19 protein-coding genes and 2 pseudogenes are annotated in these 26,271 nt (G+C 42.2%); 11 read left to right on the top strand and 10 right to left on the bottom strand.

Features of this window, described 5'->3' with window-relative positions; genetic code table 11:
* Positions 1-232 precede the first annotated feature (232 nt).
* The 9 genes from LHL20_RS12710 (at position 233) to LHL20_RS12670 (ending at position 13,233) form a co-directional block, all read left to right on the top strand.
* On the top strand, positions 233-1,141 hold the full coding sequence (locus LHL20_RS12710) for a DUF4350 domain-containing protein (RefSeq protein WP_226433562.1): 909 nt from the start codon (positions 233-235) through the stop codon (positions 1,139-1,141).
* Between the two features lie 259 nt (positions 1,142-1,400).
* Positions 1,401-3,752 (top strand): endopeptidase La, encoded by a 2,352-nt coding sequence (gene lon / locus LHL20_RS12705; RefSeq protein ID WP_226433561.1) that lies wholly within the window; start codon positions 1,401-1,403, stop codon positions 3,750-3,752.
* Positions 3,753-4,062: 310 nt separating this feature from the next.
* On the top strand, positions 4,063-4,335 hold the full coding sequence (hupB, locus tag LHL20_RS12700; protein WP_012518978.1) for a nucleoid-associated protein HU-beta: 273 nt from the start codon (positions 4,063-4,065) through the stop codon (positions 4,333-4,335).
* A gap of 217 nt (positions 4,336-4,552) precedes the next feature.
* A complete protein-coding gene (locus LHL20_RS12695) occupies positions 4,553-5,827 on the top strand; it encodes a tyrosine-type recombinase/integrase (protein WP_226433560.1) in 1,275 nt (424 codons plus the stop codon).
* 35 nt (positions 5,828-5,862) lie between these two features.
* Positions 5,863-7,437 carry a site-specific integrase gene (locus LHL20_RS12690; RefSeq protein WP_226433559.1) on the top strand — a complete coding sequence of 525 codons (1,575 nt, stop codon included), beginning with the start codon at positions 5,863-5,865 and terminating at the stop codon, positions 7,435-7,437.
* Entirely contained in the window at positions 7,430-10,069 is a 2,640-nt protein-coding gene (locus tag LHL20_RS12685) for a hypothetical protein (protein ID WP_226433558.1), read from the top strand. The genes LHL20_RS12690 and LHL20_RS12685 overlap by 8 nt, the downstream gene beginning before the upstream one ends.
* The gene (locus LHL20_RS12680; RefSeq protein WP_226433557.1) at positions 10,069-10,491 is read left to right on the top strand and encodes a hypothetical protein; all 423 of its coding nucleotides are present in this window, start codon (positions 10,069-10,071) and stop codon (positions 10,489-10,491) included. Before LHL20_RS12685 ends, LHL20_RS12680 begins: the two co-directional genes overlap by 1 nt.
* Positions 10,484-10,921, top strand: a complete 438-nt coding sequence (locus tag LHL20_RS12675) for a VPA1267 family protein (protein WP_226433556.1) — start codon at positions 10,484-10,486, stop codon at positions 10,919-10,921. Before LHL20_RS12680 ends, LHL20_RS12675 begins: the two co-directional genes overlap by 8 nt.
* Complete coding sequence (locus LHL20_RS12670) at positions 10,918-13,233, top strand: ATP-dependent RecD-like DNA helicase (protein ID WP_264180920.1); 2,316 nt, start codon at positions 10,918-10,920, stop codon at positions 13,231-13,233. Before LHL20_RS12675 ends, LHL20_RS12670 begins: the two co-directional genes overlap by 4 nt.
* 176 nt (positions 13,234-13,409) lie before the next feature.
* On the opposite strand, the gene LHL20_RS12665 is transcribed toward LHL20_RS12670, so the two are convergent.
* From LHL20_RS12665 to LHL20_RS12630, 8 genes and pseudogenes are all read right to left on the bottom strand, one after another.
* A complete protein-coding gene (locus LHL20_RS12665; RefSeq protein ID WP_226433555.1) occupies positions 13,410-14,780 on the bottom strand; it encodes a serine hydrolase domain-containing protein in 1,371 nt (456 codons plus the stop codon).
* A gap of 264 nt (positions 14,781-15,044) precedes the next feature.
* The gene (locus LHL20_RS12660; RefSeq protein WP_226433554.1) at positions 15,045-16,043 is read right to left on the bottom strand and encodes a DUF4238 domain-containing protein; all 999 of its coding nucleotides are present in this window, start codon (positions 16,041-16,043) and stop codon (positions 15,045-15,047) included.
* A 256-nt stretch (positions 16,044-16,299) separates the two neighbouring features.
* Positions 16,300-17,259: a hypothetical protein gene (locus LHL20_RS12655; RefSeq protein ID WP_226433553.1), complete on the bottom strand. Its 960-nt coding sequence runs from the start codon at positions 17,257-17,259 to the stop codon at positions 16,300-16,302.
* Positions 17,260-17,286: 27 nt separating this feature from the next.
* On the bottom strand, positions 17,287-18,486 hold the full coding sequence (locus tag LHL20_RS12650) for an IS4 family transposase (RefSeq protein ID WP_100970741.1): 1,200 nt from the start codon (positions 18,484-18,486) through the stop codon (positions 17,287-17,289).
* A 76-nt stretch (positions 18,487-18,562) separates the two neighbouring features.
* Positions 18,563-19,066 (bottom strand): hypothetical protein, encoded by a 504-nt coding sequence (locus tag LHL20_RS12645; RefSeq protein ID WP_226433552.1) that lies wholly within the window; start codon positions 19,064-19,066, stop codon positions 18,563-18,565.
* A 181-nt stretch (positions 19,067-19,247) separates the two neighbouring features.
* Positions 19,248-19,859 (bottom strand): annotated as a pseudogene (locus LHL20_RS12640) (tyrosine-type recombinase/integrase).
* A gap of 200 nt (positions 19,860-20,059) precedes the next feature.
* Positions 20,060-20,461: a type II toxin-antitoxin system death-on-curing family toxin gene (locus tag LHL20_RS12635; RefSeq protein ID WP_020745884.1), complete on the bottom strand. Its 402-nt coding sequence runs from the start codon at positions 20,459-20,461 to the stop codon at positions 20,060-20,062.
* Positions 20,461-20,631: a hypothetical protein gene (locus tag LHL20_RS12630; protein ID WP_020745882.1), complete on the bottom strand. Its 171-nt coding sequence runs from the start codon at positions 20,629-20,631 to the stop codon at positions 20,461-20,463. Before LHL20_RS12630 ends, LHL20_RS12635 begins: the two co-directional genes overlap by 1 nt.
* A gap of 78 nt (positions 20,632-20,709) precedes the next feature.
* On the opposite strand from LHL20_RS12630, the gene LHL20_RS12625 reads away from it, so the two are divergent.
* Together LHL20_RS12625 and LHL20_RS12620 are read left to right on the top strand one after the other, a co-directional pair.
* A complete protein-coding gene (locus tag LHL20_RS12625) occupies positions 20,710-20,997 on the top strand; it encodes a hypothetical protein (RefSeq protein ID WP_044447356.1) in 288 nt (95 codons plus the stop codon).
* Positions 20,998-21,167: 170 nt separating this feature from the next.
* A complete protein-coding gene (locus LHL20_RS12620; RefSeq protein WP_013785790.1) occupies positions 21,168-22,544 on the top strand; it encodes an MBL fold metallo-hydrolase in 1,377 nt (458 codons plus the stop codon).
* Positions 22,545-22,843: 299 nt separating this feature from the next.
* Here the strand turns inward: LHL20_RS12620 and LHL20_RS21255 are convergent.
* Together LHL20_RS21255 and LHL20_RS12605 are read right to left on the bottom strand one after the other, a co-directional pair.
* Positions 22,844-24,344: pseudogene (locus LHL20_RS21255) on the bottom strand (transposase).
* A gap of 301 nt (positions 24,345-24,645) precedes the next feature.
* Entirely contained in the window at positions 24,646-25,899 is a 1,254-nt protein-coding gene (locus LHL20_RS12605) for a DUF1835 domain-containing protein (RefSeq protein WP_020743597.1), read from the bottom strand.
* Positions 25,900-26,271 lie beyond the last annotated feature (372 nt).

Raw genomic sequence — 26,271 nt, 5'->3', positions numbered from 1 at the left:
AAATCCTCATTTACCATGCGTAAACTCCGGTTCCCCACAATTTCCCGCCTTGTCTAAACCATGCTCGCTGACGCGGCTTAAAAACGACGAGTGTTGTTTTTTATTTAGGTGAGGAGCCTAGCCTATATAGGATCATGCGGTTTTTCGTTGGCTATCGGGTAGAAATGTAATTTTCATGCGTTTGTGTTTTACTAATGCGCTACCTAGCAGTTAAATACGAAGGAACGTGAATATGGTTAAATATCTAGCACCTCTATTAATTTTTTTCCCTTTTTTATCTTTTGCGCAGCAAGTGGTAGACCCTGATTTTACGCCACAACACACTGCTTGCTATTTTTGTCAGTTTGAATCTTCACCGGTTGTCGCCGTTGATAGTGCGCACCACAATTTTCATACCCTTGACGGACGCTACAAACCGTTCGCGAAAGTGCTTGAAGCCGATGGTTTTACGCTGAAAAATAATTCGAAACCTTTTTCTCGTGCGTCGCTTGCTGAAATCGACGTGTTGGTTGTGGCTAATGCGCTAAATGAAAGAAATACTCAGAACTGGGACTTGCCTAATTATCCGGCGTTTACTCGCGAAGAAGTCGAAGCTGTTTATCATTGGGTAAATAACGGTGGTTCACTTTTTCTTATTGCTGATCATATGCCGTGGCCTGCTGCCATGTCAGACTTGGCAGAAATATTTGGCTTTGGGTTCATCAATGGCTATGTGGAGATAGTCAATAAACAAGAGCAGTTTTTTGACCGTCAGTCACAGAGTATTTTGCGATCTCCTGTTACACCAGCAGATGGCGAAAACGTGGTAGATGTCATTCAGGGCTTTTTAGGTCAAGGTTTTACAATACCTCCGCAAGCACAGCCTGTACTTCAATTTACACAACCATCAATAAATTGGATGCCATCAAAATCATGGGCCATCGAAGACGATACGCCTTCACAAAGTGCCATTGGACTCTATCAGGGGGCAATAATGGAATTCGGAAAGGGTAAAGTGGCTGTATTTGGCGAAGCGGGTATGTTTACTGCGCAAGTTGTTAAAAGTGACGATGAGTCGTGGGCGATGGGAATGAATTCACCATCAGCAAAAGACAATCAACAGCTACTATTAAATATCGTGCGTTGGTTAGTGTCACACTAATTGATGTAAAAGCTTTTCAACGGGCAGTTGCGTAGCTTTTATCACTGATGTGTTTGAATTTTATTCACTTGTACAGCGTATCCTATTCTTTCTATCAGATTTTTGACTTAAGTGTTGCCATACGGCTAAAAATCGATAATGGTTATAGGTAGAGAGGGAAGGTAAGGTTGAGGAATTAACGCACTTTAATAAGTTTCGATTGAACTTTGCTCTTGCATCCCCATATAAAAATGACATTTCAAACTAATTGAGAACAAGTATGACAGTTGAGCGTGAAAATCGCATTGAAATTCCTGTGCTTGCCTTGCGGGATGTAGTGGTATACCCGCATATGGTCATACCCCTATTTGTTGGGCGTGAAAAATCAATCCGTTGCCTTGAAGCTGCAATGGAAAACGATAAACAAATATTTCTAGTCGCGCAGAAAGACGCTGGCAATGATGAGCCAGAGGCTGATGACATTTATACCGTTGGTACTATTGCAACCATTCTCCAATTACTAAAACTGCCAGATGGCACAGTAAAAGTGTTGGTAGAAGGCAGTGTAAGAGGCCAAGTTGACAGCTACCAGCAATCAGAGCCGTATTTTGTTGCAAACGTAGAGAAACTCGAAGATGAAGCAATCGACGAGAGTGAGCAGGAAGTACTTATTCGCTCTGCGGTGTCGCAATTTGAAGGCTACGTAAAGCTTAACAAGAAGATTCCACCTGAAGTGCTTACGTCACTCAATGGCATAGAAGACGCTGCACGCCTTGCTGACACTATGGCTGCGCATATGCCGCTTAAGCTGGCAGAAAAGCAAAAAGTACTTGAGATGCAAGGGGTGAATGAGCGCCTTGAGTATCTGATGGCGCTAATGGAAGGTGAAATAGACTTATTGCAGGTCGAAAAGAAAATTCGCACCCGCGTCAAAAAGCAAATGGAAAAGAGTCAGCGTGAGTACTATTTGAATGAGCAAATGAAGGCCATTCAAAAAGAGCTCGGCGAGCTTGACGACGCGCCAGATGAATTTGAAGCACTCTCTAAGAAAATAGCTGAAGCAAAAATGCCAAAAGAGGCAGAAGACAAGGCAAAAGCGGAATTACAAAAGCTTAAAATGATGTCGCCTATGTCAGCAGAAGCAACTGTATTGCGCAGCTATATCGAGTGGCTAACCAATGTGCCGTGGAATAAGCGCTCGCCAGTGAAAAAAGATCTTTCACGCGCAGAAGGTGTGTTGAACGAAGACCATTACGGCCTTGAAAAAGTTAAAGAGCGTATCTTGGAATACCTCGCAGTACAGCAGCGTGTTAAAAAGCTTAAAGGTCCTATATTGTGTCTTGTGGGGCCACCGGGAGTGGGTAAAACCTCGCTGGGGCAATCTATTGCCAAGGCTACTGGTCGTAAATATGTTCGTATGGCGCTTGGCGGTGTGCGAGATGAAGCGGAAATTCGTGGTCACCGTCGCACCTACATTGGTTCACTGCCAGGTAAGTTAGTGCAGAAAATGGCGAAGGTGGGCGTTAAGAACCCACTGTTCTTGTTAGATGAAATCGACAAGATGTCTTCAGATATGCGCGGTGACCCAGCGTCAGCCTTACTTGAGGTACTTGACCCTGAACAGAACAACAGCTTTAGTGATCACTATTTAGAAGTTGACTACGACTTATCTGATGTCATGTTTGTGGCAACCTCTAATAGTATGAACATTCCAGGCCCGTTACTGGATCGTATGGAAGTCATCCGCTTGTCGGGTTATACCGAAGATGAAAAGCTTAACATTGCTAAAAAGCACCTAATTGGTAAGCAGATGGAGCGCAATGGCCTGAAAGCCAAGGAGCTCGAAATTACCGATTCAGCAGTTATCGGTATGATTCGCTACTATACCCGCGAGGCCGGCGTTCGTGGTCTTGAGCGCGAAGTATCAAAAGTTTGTCGCAAAGCGGTAAAAGACATTTTGCTTAAGAAGAGTAAAGGCAAAGTTGAAGTTACCCAAGACAACCTTAAGGACTATTTGGGTGTACAGCGTTTCGACTATGGCAAAGCTGATAAAGACAATCAAATAGGTCAAGTTACAGGTCTTGCTTGGACACAAGTAGGCGGTGATTTGCTGACAATTGAAACTACATCAGTGCCTGGTAAAGGTAAAATGACGTCTACAGGCTCGCTTGGTGACGTTATGCAAGAGTCGATTAAAGCTGCGATGACGGTAGTAAGAAGCCGCGCTGAAAAGCTGCGTATAAACGATGACTTTTACGAAAAACGTGATATTCACGTTCACGTTCCTGAAGGCGCTACACCTAAAGATGGTCCAAGTGCGGGTATTGCAATGTGCACAGCACTGGTTTCGTCTCTTACTGGGAACCCGGTTAAATGTGATGTTGCGATGACAGGTGAAATTACGCTTCGTGGCGAAGTGTTAGCTATCGGTGGCTTGAAAGAAAAGCTATTGGCTGCGCATCGTGGTGGTATAAAAACCGTTGTTATTCCAAAAGATAACGAGCGCGATTTGGAAGAAATTCCAGATAATGTTAAGAAAGATTTGTCAATTCACCCCGTTAAGTGGATTGATGATGTATTAGATATTGCTTTGCAAGAGCCGGTTGAAAGCTTTCAAGTGGTGAAAAACTAACTAGTTACAATGGCTACATTGCTTAATTTTAAAGGCGTGTAGCCATTTTCTTGAAATAATTGCTTAAAAATTGTTCGTTAAAGTAAAGAAATACCGTTTTTTTTGAAAAATGGGCTTTCAACACACAAAAGTTGTGTTACCTTTAAGTGGTATTCGCTTGAAGCCTTGCCACAAAAGGGATTGCAGCGATTCAACAAAAAAGTTAATTATTTGTGACCGAAGCTTGATGTTAACGATCAAGCTTGCTATAACGTTCAAGCAAAATCGTTTTGGACAAACAGTATAATAACAATCGAAGGGGATCATAATTGTGAACAAGTCTCAACTTATCGACCAAATCGCTGCTGGTGCAGACATTTCTAAAGCAGCTGCTGGCCGCGCTCTTGACGCATTCACTGACTCAGTAACTGCTGCGCTTAAAGACGGCGACCAAGTTGCACTAGTAGGCTTTGGTACTTTCTCAGTTCGCGAACGTTCAGCTCGCAGTGGCCGTAACCCACAAACTGGTGAGACTATTCAGATTTCAGCTGCGAAAGTTCCTTCTTTCAAAGCTGGTAAAGCACTGAAAGATGCCTGCAATTAGTAGGTAGTCTGTTTCACTTTCTGTGGATAAGTAATAGAAACCCTTGCATAGCAAGGGTTTTTTATTTCCGATAAATAAATTTCTCTTTTCAAATCGTTTCATTCCTCTCTTTCCTATATAAATATACAAATATAAAAAGCAATGTTTCACTATTGACAGTGGATTTGTTTCGTTTATTCTTTTAAATATACATATATAAAAAATATAGTTTCATAATATGACTGATGTAAATCTTGTCGATGTCACGTTTAGTAAACTAGGCAACGTTAAATTAAAGCTTGTGAAAATAGATAGTCAGCTTGAGATGTTGAGCGCAGGTTATTTGCTTCAACGTTTCGATAGTGGCAGTAAACCGAACACAATTAAAAAAGATGCCCAGTCAATTCAGCACCTATATCGTTATTGCATTGGCAGCCAAATAGAACTTCATAAACATATTTCCTCACAGACCCCGCTTTCGATGGGGTTTATCGAGTCTTATTCCGCTTATTGTTCAGCAGACATTAATACTGGTGAGCAGATTAGTAGTGGGCATTATGAACAGCGCATGAGAGTGAGTTGGAGCTATATCAAATGGTTATGGTTGTTCTATCAGAATCGAACAAAGAATAGTTTGGACAACTTAAAGGCTGCAAAAATGCAGTTTACGGCGATGGAAGAAGGATTTAAGTTATATTTAAAATCTCCATACACTTCCGCTAAGTCTAACAAAGAAGGCTTATCTCCAGAGTTAAGAGGTAAATTCTTTAATATTATTAATCCTCTCTTAGAAAATGAGTTGAATCCTTGGAAATCAGAAAAGATCCGTTGGCGAAACTACGCCCTCTTGTTGACGATGGTATTAGGTGGAAATCGCAAAGGCGAGTCCCTTTTACTTAAGCTCAATCATTTTTCATTATCGGGTCGTCGCAAATTCTTTGAAATATTGAAGTCTGGTGACATTGAGTATCCTAGAAGTGAAGCACCATCAGTCAAAACATTAGGTCGGGAAGTCGAGCTAAATGAAATGATGGCAACGATATTTGAGCACTATATATCCCATTGGCGGACTCAATTTAAAGGGGCTAATGAGAGTATGTATATGTTTCTCTCAAATATGGATGGCAAGCCACTTAGCGTACAAACGCCAAACGCCATACTGAATGAGCTAATAAAAAAACACCCAGAGTTTGCAGGTAAGCTATCTCCTCATCGACTTCGAAATACATTCCACGATGTGCTTAGTGATGCGTTGAACTTGATGAATATCGGTGAGTCTTCGTTAAGTAAGAAATTAAACAAAGCGCCAATACAAGAATACGCAGGAGGATGGAAGCGAGGTAGTGAGATGGTGAATCGTTACCCTAAAGGTTCTATCCAGCGTGAAGTTGGGCAATTGCACCAAATCATTCAACGTAAAATATTGGAGCCTACAGAGTACGCAGAGGCTAAGAGAAAAGAAGAGGTTGCCCAATCAGATGCCGAGTTCGAAAGATGGATGAATAGCCAATGAGTATGAGCAACAGTGTTATTGGCGTTAACGAGTCGTTGTTAACGCCTCAAGAAAGAGCATTTGCTAATCGCATAGGGTATAAAGTCGAACTGTTTGATGAAGTGGGTGAGTTTAACGATGTTGTGTCCTTGCCTGATGATACGAGTCAGGTTACTAAATTATATTTTACTCGTATCAATGAACTGGGGCATGAACTGAAAGAGCAGTTAAAAGGTTACTATATATATCTACTCCCTCGATATTTACCTGGAACAATTAGCCAATATCACTACGCAATTACTTGTATCGCTGACAATGTCATTAACGGGAAAACCATCGACGAAGCAATAGGTTGCGCCGTGATGACAACTCCAGCTAGATTTGTAAACCCTATCAAATCTCTGGTTCGTTATTTAATTTTAAATGAATATAACGAGTTATCCTTTGATAAAGCGGAAGAGATTTTAAGGCTTGAGGGGTATACCGCAAATAAAAACGCTTATTTGACCCTATTCACGATGGATGAGGAGTTAGGGCCTTTTACTCGTGAAGAGTTGCGCGTATTAAACGAAGCATTGAAAAATGAAGAGATTTATATTGCTGATAGGTTGATCCTCGCGCTTTGTATCCAGTTCGGTTTAAGGCCGATACAGCTATCGTTATTAAAGGAAAAAGATTTCATTGAAGATGCTGAGTTAGGGCTTTGTTATCTTAATGTCCCAAGGGTTAAACAGAAAGGTGGGCAGTTTAGGCGTGAGGAATTTACTAAGCGTATTGTTGATGATGAGTTGGCTGTTCTGATCAAAAGGGTTATTGCTAATAATCATGATAGTTATGGTGGGCTTTCCATTATGGAGCCTCCTTTGTTTTTTAGAAAGGTGCAGGTCTACATCAAGGGTCTAAAGGGGGCGGTCAAGCATTTTGAAGGGGTCAAGGTTGATGAAGGGAGTTACAGGTCAATAAATAGTCAGTTTTACGGTGAAGAAAATAAAGCAAGTTACTTACATCACAATAAACCACATAATTTTTACAACCGTATGATATCTACTACTAGTTACCTTCCGTTATCCCCAAGAACAGGAAAGCCATTTTACCTAACGCCTTATCGTTTCCGATACACCGTTGGCTCTAACGCAGTTATGGAAGGCATGACCGAAGAGGAAGTCGCGGATTTATTAGATCACAGTTCAACCCGGTGCGTTAAACATTACTTCCGATATACCCGCGAGATGTGGGAGTTACTTGAAAACGCCACCGCAAAGAGAACAGAACAACAGCACTTCACAGCGGCATGGAACCGAGAAGAAGACCTAAGCGGTAATATTTACGGCAAAGAGATTATCGAGCTTCATGCGTTTACCGCTATAGGCAAGTGTCAAAAGGAAGCTGCTTGTTATTTAGAGCCTGCCGTCGCTTGTTATTCTTGTGACAAATTCTGCCCAAACAAAGAAAAGTCTTCGCACGATAACGCATTAATTTCACTTAAAGACCGAAAAAAGGTTGTTGATGAAAGTACATCATCATCACTGTCTAAACAGCTTGATGAGGCTATTGCTGGTTGTGAAGCAGCCATTGCTTATGCCGAGGGAGTAGAAGTGGTCAATATCAATGAAGGAAGCGGTGATGAGTGATGTAATAAACCTCATTAGGCTAAAGCAAGAAACTAATTCACAGAGCCTAGCAGAACTAGAGCAGCAAGCGAGACAGCGCTTTGAATCATTACCGTTGATAATTGGTTGTGATTGGAACGATGTCAGTTGGTCATACTTGAAATCAAACCAAAACATTAAATTTCAAATGATAGGCGGAGAAGAGCTACCTGAATCGTTAGCTACCTTTTGCAAAGTTTACTTGGTGAATATGTTATGGACTCAAAGGCTGCGAGCAGAACCGTATTCTTTTTCCCACATTAAAAGCTCAATAGAACCCATTAAAATTTGGGCTGAAATGGGATTTGAGGAGCTATCCGATCTTAATCAAGAAGCATATGATGCGAACATCGTTTACTTGAGAGAGAGGTACGCTGAACCAGCTACAAATGGGGTGAGCTTAAATCGAGTTGTAGCTTATCTCAATGACAATCACCTGTTGTCCGCCCATATAGATACAGTAAATATTCACAAAGCGTTAGGTAAAACAGATGCGTTTGGTAGGGTTCAAGCTAAAAAAGAAAAGATGCCTTTGCCAGAGCTTGTGAAAGCGGTAATTCATCTGAAATGGGCTGTGGACGACGCATTTGATGGCAGTAGTAAAGCCATCAATGACAAGTTATGTATTTTAACCCAAGTATTTCAGTATGGTTTAGGGTTGCGGCTTGGGGAAGTATTGCGTCTGCCGCTCAACCCATTGATTGAAATGGATGGTGAAATGTTTTGCCTTGTTTGGACTGAGAAAGGGTCTGAGCCAATGGCGAGATATATCCCGACAATATGGCGTAAAGCATTTAAAGATGCCGTTGATGAAATACATAAACTAACTAAAGGATACAGAGACGCAGCAATTCAATTCGAGCAGCAAGGCGCATTGAGCTTTATTGATGAAAGGTTTGATGCTTATGTTCAAGAAAAAGAATCAATATTTGAGAGAAAAGTTCAACAGTTGGATGAATTGTTATTGTCCAAGAAAGTGGCCGCAGAGCAATTATGGCAACTAAAAGCATCGATTGACAGCAATGAAAGATTTGAGCTTAAAGAATTAGCTAATATTTTACCTATTTCATCAAAAGCTACAGATTCAACGTCTCTACTCAAGTATTACAACGGTATGGGTATTGAGATTGAAAGTAAGCCGTTAGGCTCTCGAAAGCATAAGCATTATATTACTGGCGAAGCTATTGCAAAGTGTATTGACGAAATCGTAGCAATGAGAGCCAACCATGTTACTGAACTAGAGCTGCTTAAAATACTTAACGCACATTCCACAGGCAACACAAAAGCATCAAATGATTCACTCATCCGTGAAAAGGTAATTCGCCTAAATGGTAACTTTAATGCGCTTACCTTCACCAATGAAAAAACATCTGACAAAGCATTAAGCGTTAAGGTTGTTAGTCGCCAGGATGCAATAGATATCATTCGAGCCTATACACTTGGCGGTTACGACCACCAAAAGCAAATTCCTCTAAAAGAACTCGAAGGATTATTGCCTGAGTTTTTTAACCAAAAGACAGCCAGCAAAGTTGGATTAGAGGACTTGTGGAGTGCCGAGAAATGCAATTTCTATGTAAAACATCGAGGAAATAGAGAGTATGCGAAGACAAAAGGTTACTTGGCTGATATAGGTAAGGTAAAAAGCTATTTTCGTGCGGAATTTGAACGCATGAATTTAGATATCGACCGAGAGTTAATCGAAGAATCAATTCATGAATATCAACTGGATGATATAGAGATTAGCTCTAAATCCTTCAGCATCCACCAAAAAACGTCAGAGTATTTGTTCCTGCGTGCTGGTATGCGAGGTGGAGAATATTATGACCACCTACCACAAATTTTGGGGTATTTCGCAGTTGCTTATTTTTTTGGTGGTAATGATAGACAGCACAGCGCTTTTACTCGTTACGGTATCGATGTTGATGATTATATAGCTGAAAGTTGGCAAAGCCATAAGGGGCGGCACTGGCAAACAACTAGTTTGTTTAGAGCAGGGTTGGCTGAATTGGTCGTGAACAAGTGGATGGGACGAACGACAGGCCAAGGTGAAAATTACGACCACAACACAGGGCGTGAACGAGCCAAGGTTGTTGCTGATGCTATGCTTGATGATTCTGAGCGATTTTTAGGTGAAATTCCCAATAAATTAAGAGCTTGGAAAGAGCAAGAGATTCAAACCAGCAGTTTGCCTGAACATTTAACTTCTACGCTTCAATCAATTCAATATAGTCCACTAGGGTATTGCACAAGAGCCTTATATCTAAAGCCTTGTGAATTTAACTTAAAATGCTTAACAGGTAACGAAGGGAAAGGGTGTAAGCACTACATATACGATTTGCATGACCCTTCGCATAGAGAAAAGATCACCGCAGAGCGCGATAGGTCATCCTTAGAGTTATCAAGGTTGTTTGAAGTGTATGAAAAAGGGGTCGAAGCAGCAAAGATGCATATCGAACACCATATGACCATCTTGCGAAATACGACAGCGATATTGGATAACGCAGAAATGATACTAAATGACAGTCAACTGGATGACATCCAAGATTATATGCCATTTAAAAAGGATGGTTCATTTCCTGATGATTGCCCATTTCAGTGTGGAGGTGATGAATAATGGCGACGACAAAAGAAGAGTTTGAAAGTGCATTTAAGATATTAAGCCAATTTGAAAGACAACTCATACCTGCGGATGAGTTTGGCTGGGATTACATCACAAGTCGAGTGAAGCCCTCAAAGCCAACTCTATGGAGAAATAGAGAATTTCGCGATGAATTTGATCGTGTAAAGAAACTGGTTCGTGCATACAAAGCTGGTAAGTCGGTTTATGACCTTAAAGTTTCAAAGGAGTCAGCCAAGGATGCTGAGATAAATAAACTCAGAAGGAAAGTCGAAGAGTTAGAAAGTCAATTGTCCAGAGAAAGGGAAAGACTTGCTTATGCAGCAGTGGTAGCAAGGCGTGAGAATATTGATCCGATTAAATTTGAAGAAGACTCTCCTCTTCTAGGCGCGATTGGAAGGAATAAAAAAAATGGCTAATGGACAACAAAAAGCACAACAGAATCTTGATGCCTTTGAAGTGTGGCGAGTAACCCAGACTGATGATGACTTTAAACAAATAATCTTTAGAGGCCAATTAAATAGAGGTGAAGTAGCCAAAACTATTGGTTGTGGCAAGTCTGCACTCAATCAAAACCCTGCACTTAAAGAAGCGTTGTTAGCCCTTGAAGATAAACTGCGTGATAAAGGTGTGCTTCCACCACTGACCGAATCTGCAAAGAAAGATGCCGACAAACCAAAGCAATACGACAACACAGCTAACCGTAAACTACTCGACTCTAAGCGAGTGTCTGCGCTAGAGGCTGAAAACATTGAGCTAAAAGCTAAGGTTAAAGAGTTGGAAAGCAAGCTAGAGCGATTTGGTGAATTGAATGAAACCCTCTCTGAAATGGGATTCATGCCACGATGAGTGAAGCCAAAGTGCAAAAAATGCACATTGCTAATTGTGCAAACACATCTGCACAAATAGAAGTTGATACTGGTTCGTTCCAAAATGGAGCCACCCACGCAATTGGTCAACAGCCCGTTGGCCAATTAAAAGTGCAACAAGCTGCTACACAATTACATCAAGACCAAATGCGTGTCACCAGTATCCCTTATAGCTCAACCAATATGGTGATATTCAGTGGTGTGCCACTGGCAAAAAACTCATACAAGACCAACAGTGGTAAGTATTACATCACCATTAAAGTTAGCCCTGATGAAATCCCTGTACAGCCAGCCCTTGGTCAGCATTGGTCGGTAAAAGGCGCTCGTTCAGTCGATGAAGTGGAAGCGGGTGATTTCTTGATGCAACAGCACACCTATGAATCACCAGAGCACATAGAATGCAGCCTGCCAGAAACGGGTGAACAACTCATTCGTTTTATCGCGAGAGAAGCTGGCTTTAAAGGTATCGGTGAAAGTAAAGCAAGAGCGCTATGGGAGTTATTAGGTAAAGATTTCCACTCGATAGTTAGAAAAGATACTCCTGAATCGAGAGAAAAGCTTAGAAGCGTCCTGAGTGAGGATTCTATCAATGCGTTGTTTGAAGGCTATGCTAAATATAAAAATCTGGCCTACTGCAACTGGATGACCGAACATAAGATACCAGCAGGTGTGCAGCAGCGCTTATTGAAGCATCATGGGGAAGAATCGATTGAAGCTATAAAACAAAATCCCTATGTGCTGATTGGTTTTGGGATGTCATTTGAACAAGTCGATACTATGATCACAAATTGTGATCTTAAACTTGAGATCACAACTTGTGATAGCAAGAGACTTAGCGCGGCACTTGAAACTGCCATTCGAAAAGAGATTGATAAAGGCCACACGTATACAAACCAAGCGGCCTTGCGACCCTATTTAACTAAACTACTCAAGGACAAAGAGCTAGTTGCGGCAGCGTTCAAGGCAGGTCACGACAAAGCGCAATACATCCTTAATCCTGACACTGGCACCTACCATCCTATGGCGCAGTTGTTGATGGAGAATGTCGTTGCCAAACGACTTAAAGCGTTAGCCAATCAAAACAACCTTTATGACGAAAATGCAAATTCTGCATATTGTTCTGCGGTTGGTGAATTGCCATACGAGCTAACCAAAAAACAGGTTGAAGCAGTAATAACGTGCTTAGATAACGCGGTGAGTTGCATCACGGGCGGAGCTGGCACAGGTAAAACGACGGTACTTAGAACCGCACTTCGAGCCTACCATCAAATGGGATTTGAAATACACGCAGTAGCCCTGAGTGGCAGAGCTGCCATGCGCTTGCATGAGTCAATTGGTTTTATCACCTCAACTATCGCTAAGTTATTGGGTGAAGACCCTATAGAGCCAACCTCAGACAAACAAAAACATCTTCTGGTAATTGATGAAGCCAGTATGATTGACTTGCCAACCATGTATCGCCTGGTCAACCATATTCATCCATCAGTTCGCATCATCTTCACTGGTGATCCAGACCAGTTGCCGCCAATAGGTTGCGGAAAGGTGCTTGCTGATATTGTTCTGTCTAAAGCTATTGCCAATACCATGCTAGAAATTGTGAAACGTCAGGAAGGCACAACGGGCATCCCCGAATACTCGAAGCTTATAAACAGTGGAATCGTGCCTGAGAAGCTAAGTACGGGCGCTATTCACTTCCACGAAACGACAAAGAGCGACATTGCTCAAGTCTGTTGTGACTTGTATCAGCAATCACCTGAGAACAGTCGTGTTATGGCACCGACCAAAGCGCTCGTTGCTGACATTAATAAACTGACTCAAGAGGCTGTCAACCCTAATGGAGACAGGCTTGAGTTTGAAATGCACGGTGAGAGATTCTTTCAAAACCTCAGATTGAATGATGCAATTCTATTTACGCAAAACCACTATGACAAAGGCATTCAAAACGGTTCGCTCGGCACTCTAACCAGTGTTGAGTCTTCGGGTGAAAGCTATGGCGAAGTAACGCTAGATACTGGTGATATTATAGAGGACACGCAATCTGTGCTCGATTGCATGGAGTTGGGTTATGCAATAACCCTACACAAAGCCCAAGGCTCGCAGTTTCCAAGAATCATTATCGCAGTACAGAAAGGCAAAATCGTTGATAGAGCGTGGCTGTATACTGCAATTACCAGAGCCGAGGCTGAAATTCATATAGTTGGCAGTTCGGATGATTTGAGGGTTATCACAGAAGCCCACAGCAACTCACATAAACGAAACAGCTATTTGGTTGAACTGCTACGCCAAAACTAGCAAAGCCGCTGTAGATTGACAAAAAAGTATCACCCAAACAAAAAACAATCATACTGAGCAAAAGTATCATACTTTTATATCCATGGTCGCAGAGGCGGCATTAGACAAAGAGCAGACGTTGAGCGATGCTATTCTCAACTTCTGACTTTAGTCAAAAAAACTAACTTAAATTGCTATTACTGGCGTTTGAATTCATATTTACCACCGCCTTGGCTCAGAATGAAACCATTTGTTTGAGATGACGATGCACTCGGTTTGTTGAAGTTGATGACGATACCAGCGGGGTCAAAACGAAATTCTGTTTCTGAATACGCTGTCAGTGGAAGAGCGCCTTGACCTTCTGCTTGACTCATCAATCTTCCATTTTCAACCCAGAAGCGAATTTTAATAGGCACTTGGGTGCTCGCAAATTCACCTTCATATGCGCTTAAAATCTTTTCGCTTAACTTTATAGGTTTTGCAGAAAAGTCAGGAATATCTATTGAGAGGCCGTACATGGTTTTTAGAACGGCAATCAACACATCGTTGAAGTTATAGTTTAATGCATTGCTTAGCACAGTTACGTTCAGCCCGTCTTTTGTATTGTAGCCCGCTGCGGAAACAAATCCGTCAATGCCACCAAAATGCCCGTAAAACTTCTTTTCGCCAAACGGGGCCGCAGTCATACCCAAGCCATAACCGTCTTCAAGCTTCATCATGGCACGCAAAGAATCACTTGATATCAGTCTACCGCCAAACAACGCAGTAAAAAACTGATTGATATCTTTCGCAGTAGATACAATTGCTCCTGCTCCGTGAGGCACACTCATATGCGTTTCTGGCTGCTTGATCCAGTGCCCGTTGTGTCGATAAGACGAGGCTTCATTTTCTTCAATTTCAATGCTATTGCCGTAATAAGTGCTGTTTAAATTTAATGGTTGAGTAATTTTCTTAGTGATTATTTCTTTAAGCGGCTTGTCGTATAGCGATTCAATAATGAAGCCTAAGAGCACGTAGTTAGAGTTAGAATATTTATGTTTACTACCCGGACTAAACTCAGGCCGGTAACCTCGAATCCTTGAAAGAAGCTGCTCTTTTGTCTGCGGGGTCGTCATAAAACTCGTGTAATCAGGGTCATTGGTATAGTTGAATATTCCTGAGCGATGACTCAATAAATGCTTAAGATTGATTTGTGCTGAATTGGGAATGTCAGGGTAGAACTGGTTTAGCTTTGTATCCAAACTCAGCTTATTATTTTCGATAAGCTGCATTATTAGTACCGCTGTGAATGTCTTAGTCACTGAGCCAATTCGAAAACGTGTCTGGGCAGAGATTGGACTATTATCTTCAACCGAAGCAAGACCTGCATAGTGCTCATAGCGTGGAACACCATTCTCAGTCACATACACCGCAGTCATGACCTTATTATTTTCACTAAGGGCCTTTAAATAGGCATCTAGATCAGCTTGATGTTGGTTCAAACTTTGTGCAGCAGTGGGAAGAGTGAATAATATGGCCGCTAATTTCGCCCAAAATACTATTAATCTTATCTTTGTCATCCTTTTCATTTTATTTCCCTTAATTTGAAAACTGAGTGAGTTCGTTCACCCTACTTTATACTATGAGTTCTATTAGCAAAATGCGACCTGAAAACATAAAGCTAATGTCTACTGTAGCCGTTTTTTTCTGTGATGTAGCTTTTCGACTTGAGCCTGACAAAGGTCCGCTGTACGTACATTAGCGAAGTTCGGCTTGAGACAAACAGCAGACCTTCAGGAGGTTGATATAGGGTTTCCTATTTTTGCCAGAAACAGACGTCCAATTATCGCATTTTAAACCATTTGTGATCTTTGCTTACGGAGTCTTTTGACCTCTTTTAATTGAGCTTCTGTTCGCGCAAAAACATGCTCATCTGCCTTCGCGGCCATCTCTATATTAAACTTCAAAGCCTCATCCCTTGTAATAGACGCCTTGCCGGAAGGGTATCGGTCAGAATTATTTATCATATATGCATATTTTGGAGATAGCGGATAGTAGGCGTCCATGTACTCTGGCGCTTGTCCCTTGGGAATATTCTTAAGTGATTCATGTACATTAATTATTGGGTTATCAGAAGTTATAAACGGTTCAGACGTCTCATTTATCAGCAGTACATGTTTATCACTGTGTCTGGTCGCGGTCAGGTTAGAGCCGATGTTCATTCCGAACATGTAGCTAAGAAACCACCAGTTCTTTTCCCATAATTGACTGTGTTTTTCGAATGAAAATGGAGGGTTCGGGTATCGTTCAAACGACTCCCTATTCACAGAACTCATTGCCATCTTTTTGAACGACCTTGTCCGAGTCATCTGCATCGCAAAGAACTGTTTAAATTTCACTCTGCTTTTAGGTGTCTCAAGTATAGAAATGTCACCTCTGTTGAGACACGCCAGAATTTCGACCACATCGCTTTCATGAGAACCATGAAGATTCTCCAAAACATTGTGCTGAAAAGCATCAAGATTCTGTTTGATCTGCTCTGGTGGTTTCACAGTCTCCGTTAACTTGGCAGCCATGGAAGCAATATAGAAGTCTTTCAAATAATCATCATGAACCTCACGAAGCTCGACAGGGCTTAGAGATGAAAATCCTCTTATGAAACGGATGTCCTCATCATCCAAAAAGTTAATTTTATAGAAATCTCTTTCAGCAGCGAGTCCATAAACGCTATCACAACAAAAATTCCCCTTTTTCGACGTGTACCAAACATTTAAATCATCTAATGACCAATGTTTTAAGTAATGCGCCCAAATATGGTGATGTTTGCGCTTCAACTGATATTTCTTATCCAAATACGTTCCCTTTAACTATCGCGTTAAGCATAATCACGAGACTGATGCGCCCCTGTGAATAGCAGTATTAGCTGTAATTATCATTCCATATTTTTTTACTTATAAGTCGATGTCAGCTATTCGCTCTTTTGGGCCTCAGAAAAAAGAAGGCCAACGCTTTGCTCACTGGCACATACTGCGGAGAGCATTTTATGTGTAAAATGGATCGCAGACGAGCATGGCAGCATGTTTCCGCGTACAGCAATTTGTTAGATGATTACCAGCTTATATACTGCGCCGAAAGCTTTTTAAACTCACTATCTAAGACGCACTTTCCGTTGTTTTCTACTTGTGAGATCAAGTAATCCAAACATTCAATTAATCTTGCATTCACAACACTTTGCTTAATCATTTCCAATGCTTGCTTGGCTTGCACCCTGCAAACTGAGGCCCCCAACTTTCTCTGAATCTCGTAATGAGTGAGAACCGCCATCGCGTGAGGCGCGTATTTGTCGCCTAATTGTGAAAGTATATGGTCGTAATAATCCTTTCCTCTCGGAGAAACCCCATTGAAATAAGTAACCCCTTTGCCAATTCGGCACATCATTATGACTTTGACCAGCTTCTCAGCGTTATTAGGAAGGATGTCATTTTGTTCTTGGATATAGGACGCAACCGAATCTGCAACAGGAGCTTCGTGATGAAAATTATCCCAGCCATTATGCTTTTCAAGGAGTTGATCAAGTAACGTGTCTACGTTAATAGCTCGTTCATTGGGCGATCTAAATGGGTTCCCGCCAACGACCTGAAAAAATTGCTCTCCTAATTCATATTTTTCTCGATAAAGATTAGTGTTGTAACCCTCTAACATTATTCCGAGTTTATATTTTGGCTCATCTAAACAATTGAACCAAATGGTTGGTGCTATCACAGATATGTTCTTTCTAACCTGTGGCTCAGTTTCAGTGGCAACATAAATTCCGAAAGTAGTTCTAAGAATGCTTGCAAGGTGATGACTTGGTAATTCAGATATTTTCGATTCAATCTGTTGCTGCGTAGCAGCATCAATTGGTGCCGTGTGTGACTTAAGATTTTTAATGAATGCTTGAACTTGTAATGCCGCCTCAGTAGGACGGTCATTTAATACGTCCTGTATGCAGGTTTGTAGCCAACCAAGTAATTCAAATGCATTGATTGTGTAATTGGTTGGGTGAGAAATCCCAATGTCATTTCTCATATCTAATACTGAGGGATCCCCACGAATTTAGCATGTAATCTTGCTCATGCAAGCTTCAGCGGTGAGTTCATCAAGCCAGCGGATCGTCTTTTTCCACTGATGCAGGGTAAATCGCATTGAGGTGTTAAAAGCTCTCAAGCCAAGAAAGTGAAAGGATAGTACGGATTTTGTTTCGGTATTTGCCTGAAAGCGTCGATGCTTGTTACTGACAACTAATAGCATGCCCAACAGTACAGCCACTAACGAAGCCAGTGTGGTAAGCAAGACCAGAACAGTAATGCGTGTCTTGGTTGTGCTGCGATTATTTTCATACCCCAGACCAAAGCGCGTGCTTTTCATATCCCGAAAGCCTTCTTCTATTTGCATGCGCTGGCGATAAATATCGATGACTTGTTTAGATAAGTGACGATGGTAGGGCAATGACGTCGCCAGTAGCCACGGATCTCTTGCGCCATCAGCATATTTCAATGAATTGGTATCCCGTTGGCGCGAGCCATTGGCATTAAACGCTCGTCGACCTTTCGCTTTCTCTTTAACCAACACCAAGGTACAGGCAAAAGGTCGTGACTTGACGATAAGCGCGTTATCAAATCGCTTGGGCCGTGTTGTAGCCTTTAGATAAAGCTCAGCGATAGATTGCCATTCATTACCGCCATCCAGCGAATATAAATGTGGCTTTCGCACACGTCCGACAATATGCCATCTCAATGCCTGCACTTCACGAAACCACGGCGATTTGTAGCCCGCATCAGTGACAATAATGGGCTGGCAGGTATCCGGTAAGAGCGTGTGCAATATCTCTAAAAAGTCTCTATGTGTAGTCGCTTTTGCACTGGCTTTTCTATCATGCACTTCCTGATAAAGGGTAATAGGCCGCCCTTTAACGACAATTGCGGCGCGAAGTAAAAAGTGCTTTTTGCACTTATCCAAATCTGACCAGTCAACGGCAATGACAGGATGTTTACAGGTACAAAATAACCGGCAAATCATTGCATAGATAAACGGTACTTCACGCTGGAGGTGACCATTAGATAACAGCCGGTCAGCCCGCTTAATACGGTGTTTCTCATAGGCATTGGAACGGATACCGCGCCCCATACTGGTCACAGTGGCCGAACCGCTCTCAATCAAGCTTCGCACACAGGCGACAACGGCCTGTTTGCGGGTTTTATGCATTTTATGGCTGACAAAAGAGACAAGATTGTTCAATATAGAGCGTGCATTCATGGTGTTTTCTGTGTTGGTTTTTTTTGGCGAAAGATCTGATCACCAAATGCCATGAATGTTCCCTAACTCTTTGACTTTATTTTACTATTCGTGGGGATAGCTCAGTATCTAATATGTGTTTAAGTTTTTTATATGTTGTATCAGAAATTAGCTCTAATTTTCGGCAGGTATCGAGGAGTACTGCATCTTTCAACGATCCGAGGTCATCTTCCGTTTTATAGAATTCCCTATTTTTGCCGCCACCCACGGCGGAATCGAAAAATATATCAATTCCATAGGTAATTGCTTTTTTTCGTAAATCTAAGACCACCTCATTCCAAATAGCATTAAGAGAATAGTCAAAAAGACCAAATCCTGCTCCGACGACGAATTTTGATAGATAGCGGGCATCTCTTTTTATTTCTGGGGGCAGAGACTCGATATAAGCAGGAAGGTTTTGCCCGATTATAGAACGTTCCGATTGTTCCGCAATAATATTGTCTGCCGGAAGCCCTATTTGCTCCAGAAAATCTACGACTCGTTGGGCTTGAGGATCAATCAGCTCGGTATGAGTATTCTTTGAAACAATATCGGTCATCATTCTTCCTTTCTATTTGCCGAAGATTAATTTTTACTGCTCATCTAACAGCTTATTTGGTAAGGCCCTAGTCGACTAGACACTTTATAATTACATAAACCATGAGATGTTTAAATACGCGGAAAACGCTATCCCGAAGGTCCGGTATACGTACACAAGGGCTGCACAGGCAGCCCCTTACAGCCTAAACTTCTATAGATTCCGATATTTCCAAAGCGTCGTCCACCTCAATGCCTAAGTAGCGAACAGTGCTCTCTAACTTTTTATGGCCCAGCAAGAGTTGAACTACCCGGAGATTTTTAGTCTTCTTGTAAATCAGATAAGGCTTGGTTCTGCGCATTGAATGGGTGCTGTAGAGAGATGTATCTAGACCAAGTTTTTCAATCCATCCGTGAAAAATGCGGTTATATTGTCTAGTTGATATGTGCTCAGCGCTATGTATACGGGACTTAAAAAGATAATCAGAGGGTTTTAATCCAGCTTTCTTTACCCAAGCCAATATCGATTCTCCCGTGTTTGGTGTTATCTCAAATTGGACAGGACTACCTGTTTTTTGCTGAACGAGATGCGTGCGCCTAAGAGCTGAGCGTCCGCAAACGACATCGGAGACCTTGAGTTTAACAAGGTCACAACCTCGTAGTTTGCTATCAAGACCAAGGTTGAACAGTGCTAGATCACGAGTCCGTCCTTCAAGCTCTTAGCGAATCCGGATACCCCATATATGTGATATCTGAAGAGGCTTTTTCTGACCGATAATACGATTTTTGTTCCAAGGTGTATGGATTTTAATTGCCATGATTTGTCTCCTGTTTAATAGGAAACATAATTATGGCAGTCCGGCCAAAGTTTATGGTTTGAATAATGGTACTGACAGATTTTTTTACCGGGAATTCAGCATTGCTCAACCATCAGACTGAGAAGCTATATGATTTCTTATATACTGCGCTTTCTTTACCCTACTTGCGCAGGTATGGCCAAAGTAAACTGCATGAAATTTTAACTATTTTGATTTTGTTCAGAAATATACTGAGCATAAAGAAGGTCAGCAAAATCCGCTTCACCAATTTTGCCCACAACCAAATCTCTGATGGCATCTGCGAATAATTCGTTATCAGCAATTAATTCATAATCATTGAGAGATAAATATTCCAAAGCTACAGCGAGACCAGTCCGTTTGTTTGCATCAGGAAGCGAATGAGAAAGTGCAATAGAGGAAGCATACTTTGCTGCTATTTCGAAAACATCATTCAAGCCTAAATAAACAATAGCATTATCAATCCTGCCTAGCGCCCCCTGAAGCTTATTGATATCAGCGGCCCCCTTCATACCAGGCTCGTTTTCGAGAATGTAGGCGTTAATCTCTATAACGCGCTCGAAGGGGAAAAAAATAAGCTCCATTACATGTAAGCGAGTTTTTCGAACGTACGCTTGTGTGTTCTTAGCACTAGCTTAGTTTCGGATTTCACGATCTGTTGCCCAAACTCACCAGAGAGGTCAAGTTTCTTTCTTGCTGGAACTTTGGGGCGTTGAACAGCTTTAACACCGTAAACTTCAATTTTTGTATTCATAAATACCTCTCATAACTAGATCGATAGTATACACCTGATTTTAGGAGAAACATATTAAGCCAAGACTATTGGTATCATATGCACACATACCAAGCTAAATTGCCTCTTCAGGCAACAAAAGACAAGGAGCGGACGCAACAGATTATTGAACAGCTACTTCTGCTTTGCGCCAATCGCTGGCAATCCCTGCATAACACCATTTACCTGGTTGTTTTACTGGCCCTGTTACACTTTAGCTGGTCTCGCAAAACCGGCCTGCAGGAACCGTTAATTTACTGGGCAATAGCCTTGCTGATTTTGCTTCCCAGACTGCAATACCTCAAACAGCGTCTGCAACGGGCACGCTTATCCCGCAATAGCATGTAAATTTTACATAGGATTAAGTGAATATTTCTTCATTTACTGGGAAGCCTTTTGGGTAGAAAATGTAATTACTTGTTTTATATAAACTTTTATTCGGCATGACATTTGAAAGCTTAGGGTGAAGTGAATACATTCACGTTGTGCGCGGCACAACCCCAAAGTGGAGCTAACCTATGTTTGTAGAATCTGTTAAAACACCGGGCATTGCGCACCTTTCCTACCTGATTGGCAGCGATGGTGAAGCCTGTGTGATTGATCCTCAGTTAGATACGCAGCATTATCTCACCCTTGCCGGAAAGCATGAATGCCGGATCACCACCATCATCGAAACCCACCGCAATGAAGACTTTATCTCTGGCGCGGTAGCGCTGGCCAACCAGACCGGTGCTGATATTTACCATGGTAAATACGCTGACGAGCCTATCGAATATGCCCGCAAGGCCGGTAATGGCGATAAATTTGAGATTGGCAAATGGACACTCGAAGTTATTGCAACGCCCGGCCATACTAAAGACAGTATTTGTGTGTTGGCTATCGACAACGAACAGGACGGTCAGCCTATCGGCGTATTTACCGGCGATACCTTATTTGTCAGTGAAGTCGGTCGCACAGACTTCTACCCCGAGGAAATGGAAAAAATGGCTGGCCAGCTTTATGACAGCCTACAAACGCTGGCCAACCTGGGTGATGACATTATTGTGTACCCGGCTCATGGCGCAGGGTCGGTGTGTGGCTCAGGCATGGCAGAACGTGAGTTTACCACCATAGGCATTGAGAAACGGCAAAACCCGGGCTATCAATGTACCTCTAAAAAAGCCTTTATAGAGCGTAAGTTAAAAGAGAATCATTATATTGCTCCCTACTTTAGCAAAATGGAGCAGTCTAACGTTACCGGGATGGATACGCCTTTACCGCCAGTGGCGTGCCAGAAGCTGGCACAGGATGCTCAGTCAGCCTGGCAGAAAAGCGCAGAACGTCCCGGCGTGCTCATTGATGTAAGAAGTCATGCCCAGTTTCGAGACTGTCACTATCCCGGCAGTCTTAATTTGCCGGGCGGCTTACTCAGCGCTTATGGTGGTTGGTTTCTGGACTACTCCACACCTATCGCACTGGTGGCAGATTCCCATCAACAGGCAACCGAAAGCTCCGAACAGCTGTGGCGGATGGGCTACCAGCAGATTAGTGGTTATCTGACCATGGTACCAAAGCCAGATACCATTGAGGCTTACCATCGTCAGCATGTGAACGCCGTTACTGCAGATAAGGTTGATGAGCGCATTAGAGCACCACGTGCTAACTGGCAACTGCTGGATGTTCGCAAACAGGAAGAGGTTGAAAACAACGAATTTGACCAGGCAAAGCATATCTACTTAGGCTATCTGCCGGAAATGTGCCACCAACTGGATAAATCCCGCCATTATACACTGGCCTGTGGCAGCGGTAAGCGCGCCACCGTAGCAGCCAGTTATCTGCTGGCACAGGGTTTTGAAAACGTGGATGTTTTTATTGGTTCAATGCAAGCCTGGCAGAGCTACCAACAAGGCGCCTAACAGATTTACATCTGCATCGCAGAGCGCATCCTCACGGCAAGGAAGCCGGATGTGTTAGCCTGAATGGTCAGGACAGCTTGTGTGTATAAGAAATATTAACGCTATGTACTACCCACCGTGTCAGATGTATTTAAGGCTAGTTGAACGTGTGTCAAACGGGTACTTTTCAGAAATCAGTGGAGTAGTTGTCATCAAGACAGGCAAGTTAACTGGTCTTTGGTACTGAAATCTGCAATAAGATATGTGAAAGCCCTCCCCCCAACAATTTGCGTGTTTAAGTAATGGTAGGTTTTTGTGGTTCATGCACCAAAGTCGAAGTCACGTTGAATGGTATAGTCGCAGAATGCGTCAATGCTTGGTGGCGCACGAAGTGGCGGCGTACGGGGATTATTGCTCGCTTCCGGTAAATTGTGCTTGTCCAAATATGACAAGATTTTATTGATAATGATCGCGTCAGTTATGCAAGCAATGACCTTTACGTTAAATTTTTCGCAAACCTCGCATTGGGTAATGTCGATGTTGAATACGCGTTTCAGTCTTTGCGCCGGTGACCGGATTACCAAGACATATTGCGGGAATGATACGGCTTTTCTGAATCTTTCAGGTGTTCTGCTAAACGAGGACTATTCTTACTACGTTGTGAAGCAGTCACCTCGGCACGAACTATAGCATTGGGAGCAAATACCCCATAAAACCTCGTGAGGTTAAGTCGAGGTGGTGGTATCAAAGCAACGAGTTTGCCGAGAAAATCCCGTGGAGAGAATAACACGAGGGTCGTTCCGTCATTGTAAGGGGTCTTTAGTTTATACCTCACCTTACCTGAATCTGTAAGATTCAATCGTTGTTCACTTATGGCTGGTCTTGAGATGTATCTGCACAGGCGTTCCAATTTATCGGTTTGGTGACCGTCTGCGAATACGCCAGCATGTAAACTGAAACCGCCTATCTGGGCTAATTGTCCGTAGTGTTGTTTGTCTTTGGCGGGCAAGGTTTGTAAGTTAAATACTTTTTTGCCCATATCTGGCCCCAAGCAATACGATAACTAACCGAGGCCGCTTGCAAGGGCAATAAGCTATTTTCATCATCCATGGGAAAATCGAGAAAAGCATTGTCCATATCACGCTGAATGAGCCTGGCCTTCTCTAAATAGGCCGCAATGCGGTGGCTGATGTTGTCAACTATCTGTTCCATATCGCTATGGCTCGGCGCTTTGACGAGCTTGAATTTGGTTTGCCCTCGCTCTTCTGTAATAACGCCCTCGAGGAAGAGCATATGGAAGTGTATATTCAAGTTTAGCGCACTTCCAAAACGCTGAATGTACGTTACTGCACCCGTCTTGGCTTGCTTTTTCAAGTAACCTGTTCGATGGATGATGTCAGTTGAAATCGTGCGATGGATGATTTGCATGACTTTGCTGAGCTCTTTGGGATATCTGGCAAGTAGCAGCCTCAATGGGATAGGTAGACTCAACACCCACTGACGTATGGGATAGCCGTTAAGAACGTCGTCAACCAGTAACTTCGCACTCTCTGCCATCCGTCTTGCCCCGCAAATAGGGCAGAAGCCCCTACGTTTGCAACTGAACGCGACCAGCTTCTCATGTTTGCAGTCGTCACACACGACTCTGAGAAATCCATGCTCAAACCGACCACACTTTAGAAATTCTGCAAACTCTTTATCTACATGAAGTGGTAATGTCTTTCCTTGATGGGAAAGGTACTCCAGAAAATCTGGATAATATTGCTCAACCAATTGGTATAGCAATGTTTGCTCTGGCCGATGTCGTTTATAGGTATGCATGTTAATGGCTAACAATGGCGTCCTTGCCAGGGATTGATAGCCCAGATTGCAGATAGTTTTGTTGTTAGTCTACTGGTGTTTGAGATGGAAAGTTCATTGCTCCAAGGTCCGCTTCACGTACTTTGCTGACCCTTTGCTTTAATGACACCTCCGGACATAAGCGGACACTCGAGTAAATTTACATCAAAGCTTTTGACAGATCTTAATGTGCCATCAAGAGATCCTGTAAATTCTGAAAAGCAGACATTAAAGACGCCCAGAATGTGGAGCTGGACGCCTTGAGTGAGCAATACATTAAACCTTAATGTGAAAATACTACACTTTGAGCCTGTTTATCATACTGCCAATACTTATTCCCACTAAATTCTAAAGCCCCCCAGTGCCTATCACGCCCATTAAGGTTTAAACTAGAAATTTCAGCATTAAGAACTTGTTTACCAATTTTTGTTAATGAAAGATTCTGCTTATCAAACGCTTCCGAGATATCAGCTGGAGGATATGAAAATGGTCTTCCATCTATAGTTTCTATTAATGGATGTTTCGCATTAATCATTTCGGTAATAACTTGCCAAAGTGACCAGTCACCAGCTATGAAATACTTCTCATGCTTATGAACATATTTGTAAATTGCATGAGGACTCTGATATCCAGATTGGATAGATTCGAGCACTCTATGTTGTTGGAGTGATAAACCGGTTGTTCTATCTGGCAACTCTTCAACATATCTCCATAGAGCATCATTAAGATGAGGGAAATATTCATTGTCTTCTTTTAAAATTAAAATCAATTCTTCAGGAGTATTTTGTCTAAGTGCATTCCAGATACGGCCCGAATAAATTAGTTGTTCGGTAGAAAAATTCTTTTCACTGTTGATAAGTGAACCAACATATTCTTCATCATTTCGTTCAGGCTTATCACTAGCATCAACCCAAAGCAATTCACCTTCATAGTTATTTTTCTGATACCAGTCGAGTAACAGCAGTAATAGCAACTGATTCGAGAGGTGGGGCCAAACCCAAAATACAATGGAATTAGCAGTCAATGTATCTCGCAATAACTGATGTTCATTTCGTGCCATTTTTTTTGGATCAGGTAAACCCTCTAATTGCGTCCAAGTTTTAATAAATTCTGCACGCTTAAGAAAAAACTCATCATAATCATTACTATCAGGCAAAGGTCCAATGCAAAGCAAGTCTTTCCATGGCAGTCGCTGACCTTCAACGCCGCAGTTTTTTAAAGTTGTACTAGCCATATCACCACAGGTGATATTTACACGCTCAAGTGATGGCTTACTATTACTTATGTCTATAGAGTTCTGTTCATCAGTATTCTTTAATGCTTGTTTTAGTTTGGACCAGCTGGCAAATCCATATTCACGGGCAATTACAAACTGAGCATCACTTAGGGACAAAGGGCCACCCATTTCATAAGTAGAGAGATGCTCAGCAATACGATAACTTACAGAGTAGTTTTTCTGATCAACGGTTCGCTTGAGCTCTTTGGCTTCTTTTTTGAGATAGTTAAGATTTGGGTTCGCAGGAATTGACTTACGCATGATTGATCTCCTTTATATGCCTAGATTTCTAAGCGAAATCCCAACTTCCGCAGGCAGGGATAAAGAGGACCAAATGTATGATCGCAACTGATTAATAACAAAGGATGAAACTGAGCTTCTTTCCGCGGAATGGAGGCTCTCCCTGAGAGCTCTTCGCAAGTATAGCCACTTTGCGCAAAGATAATCAAGCCTATGAGCATAGGTGTCTGGTTTCGGGATGATTTTATCGCAATTTTTTAAAGGTCCGAAAAGGTGTGTAAGTAGCAACTCAGCATCTTTTTTGTAAACGACGGCTTTACGTACATAGTGATCGTTCAAGGAGGATTCTCCCATCACCCGCTATAGACAAACAGCGGACATTCAGGTCATCAT

The sequence above is a fragment of the Alteromonas sp. McT4-15 genome, from assembly GCF_020515205.1.
Taxonomy (GTDB): Bacteria; Pseudomonadota; Gammaproteobacteria; order Enterobacterales; family Alteromonadaceae; genus Alteromonas.
This window is presented reverse-complemented; position numbering and strand designations above follow the sequence as displayed.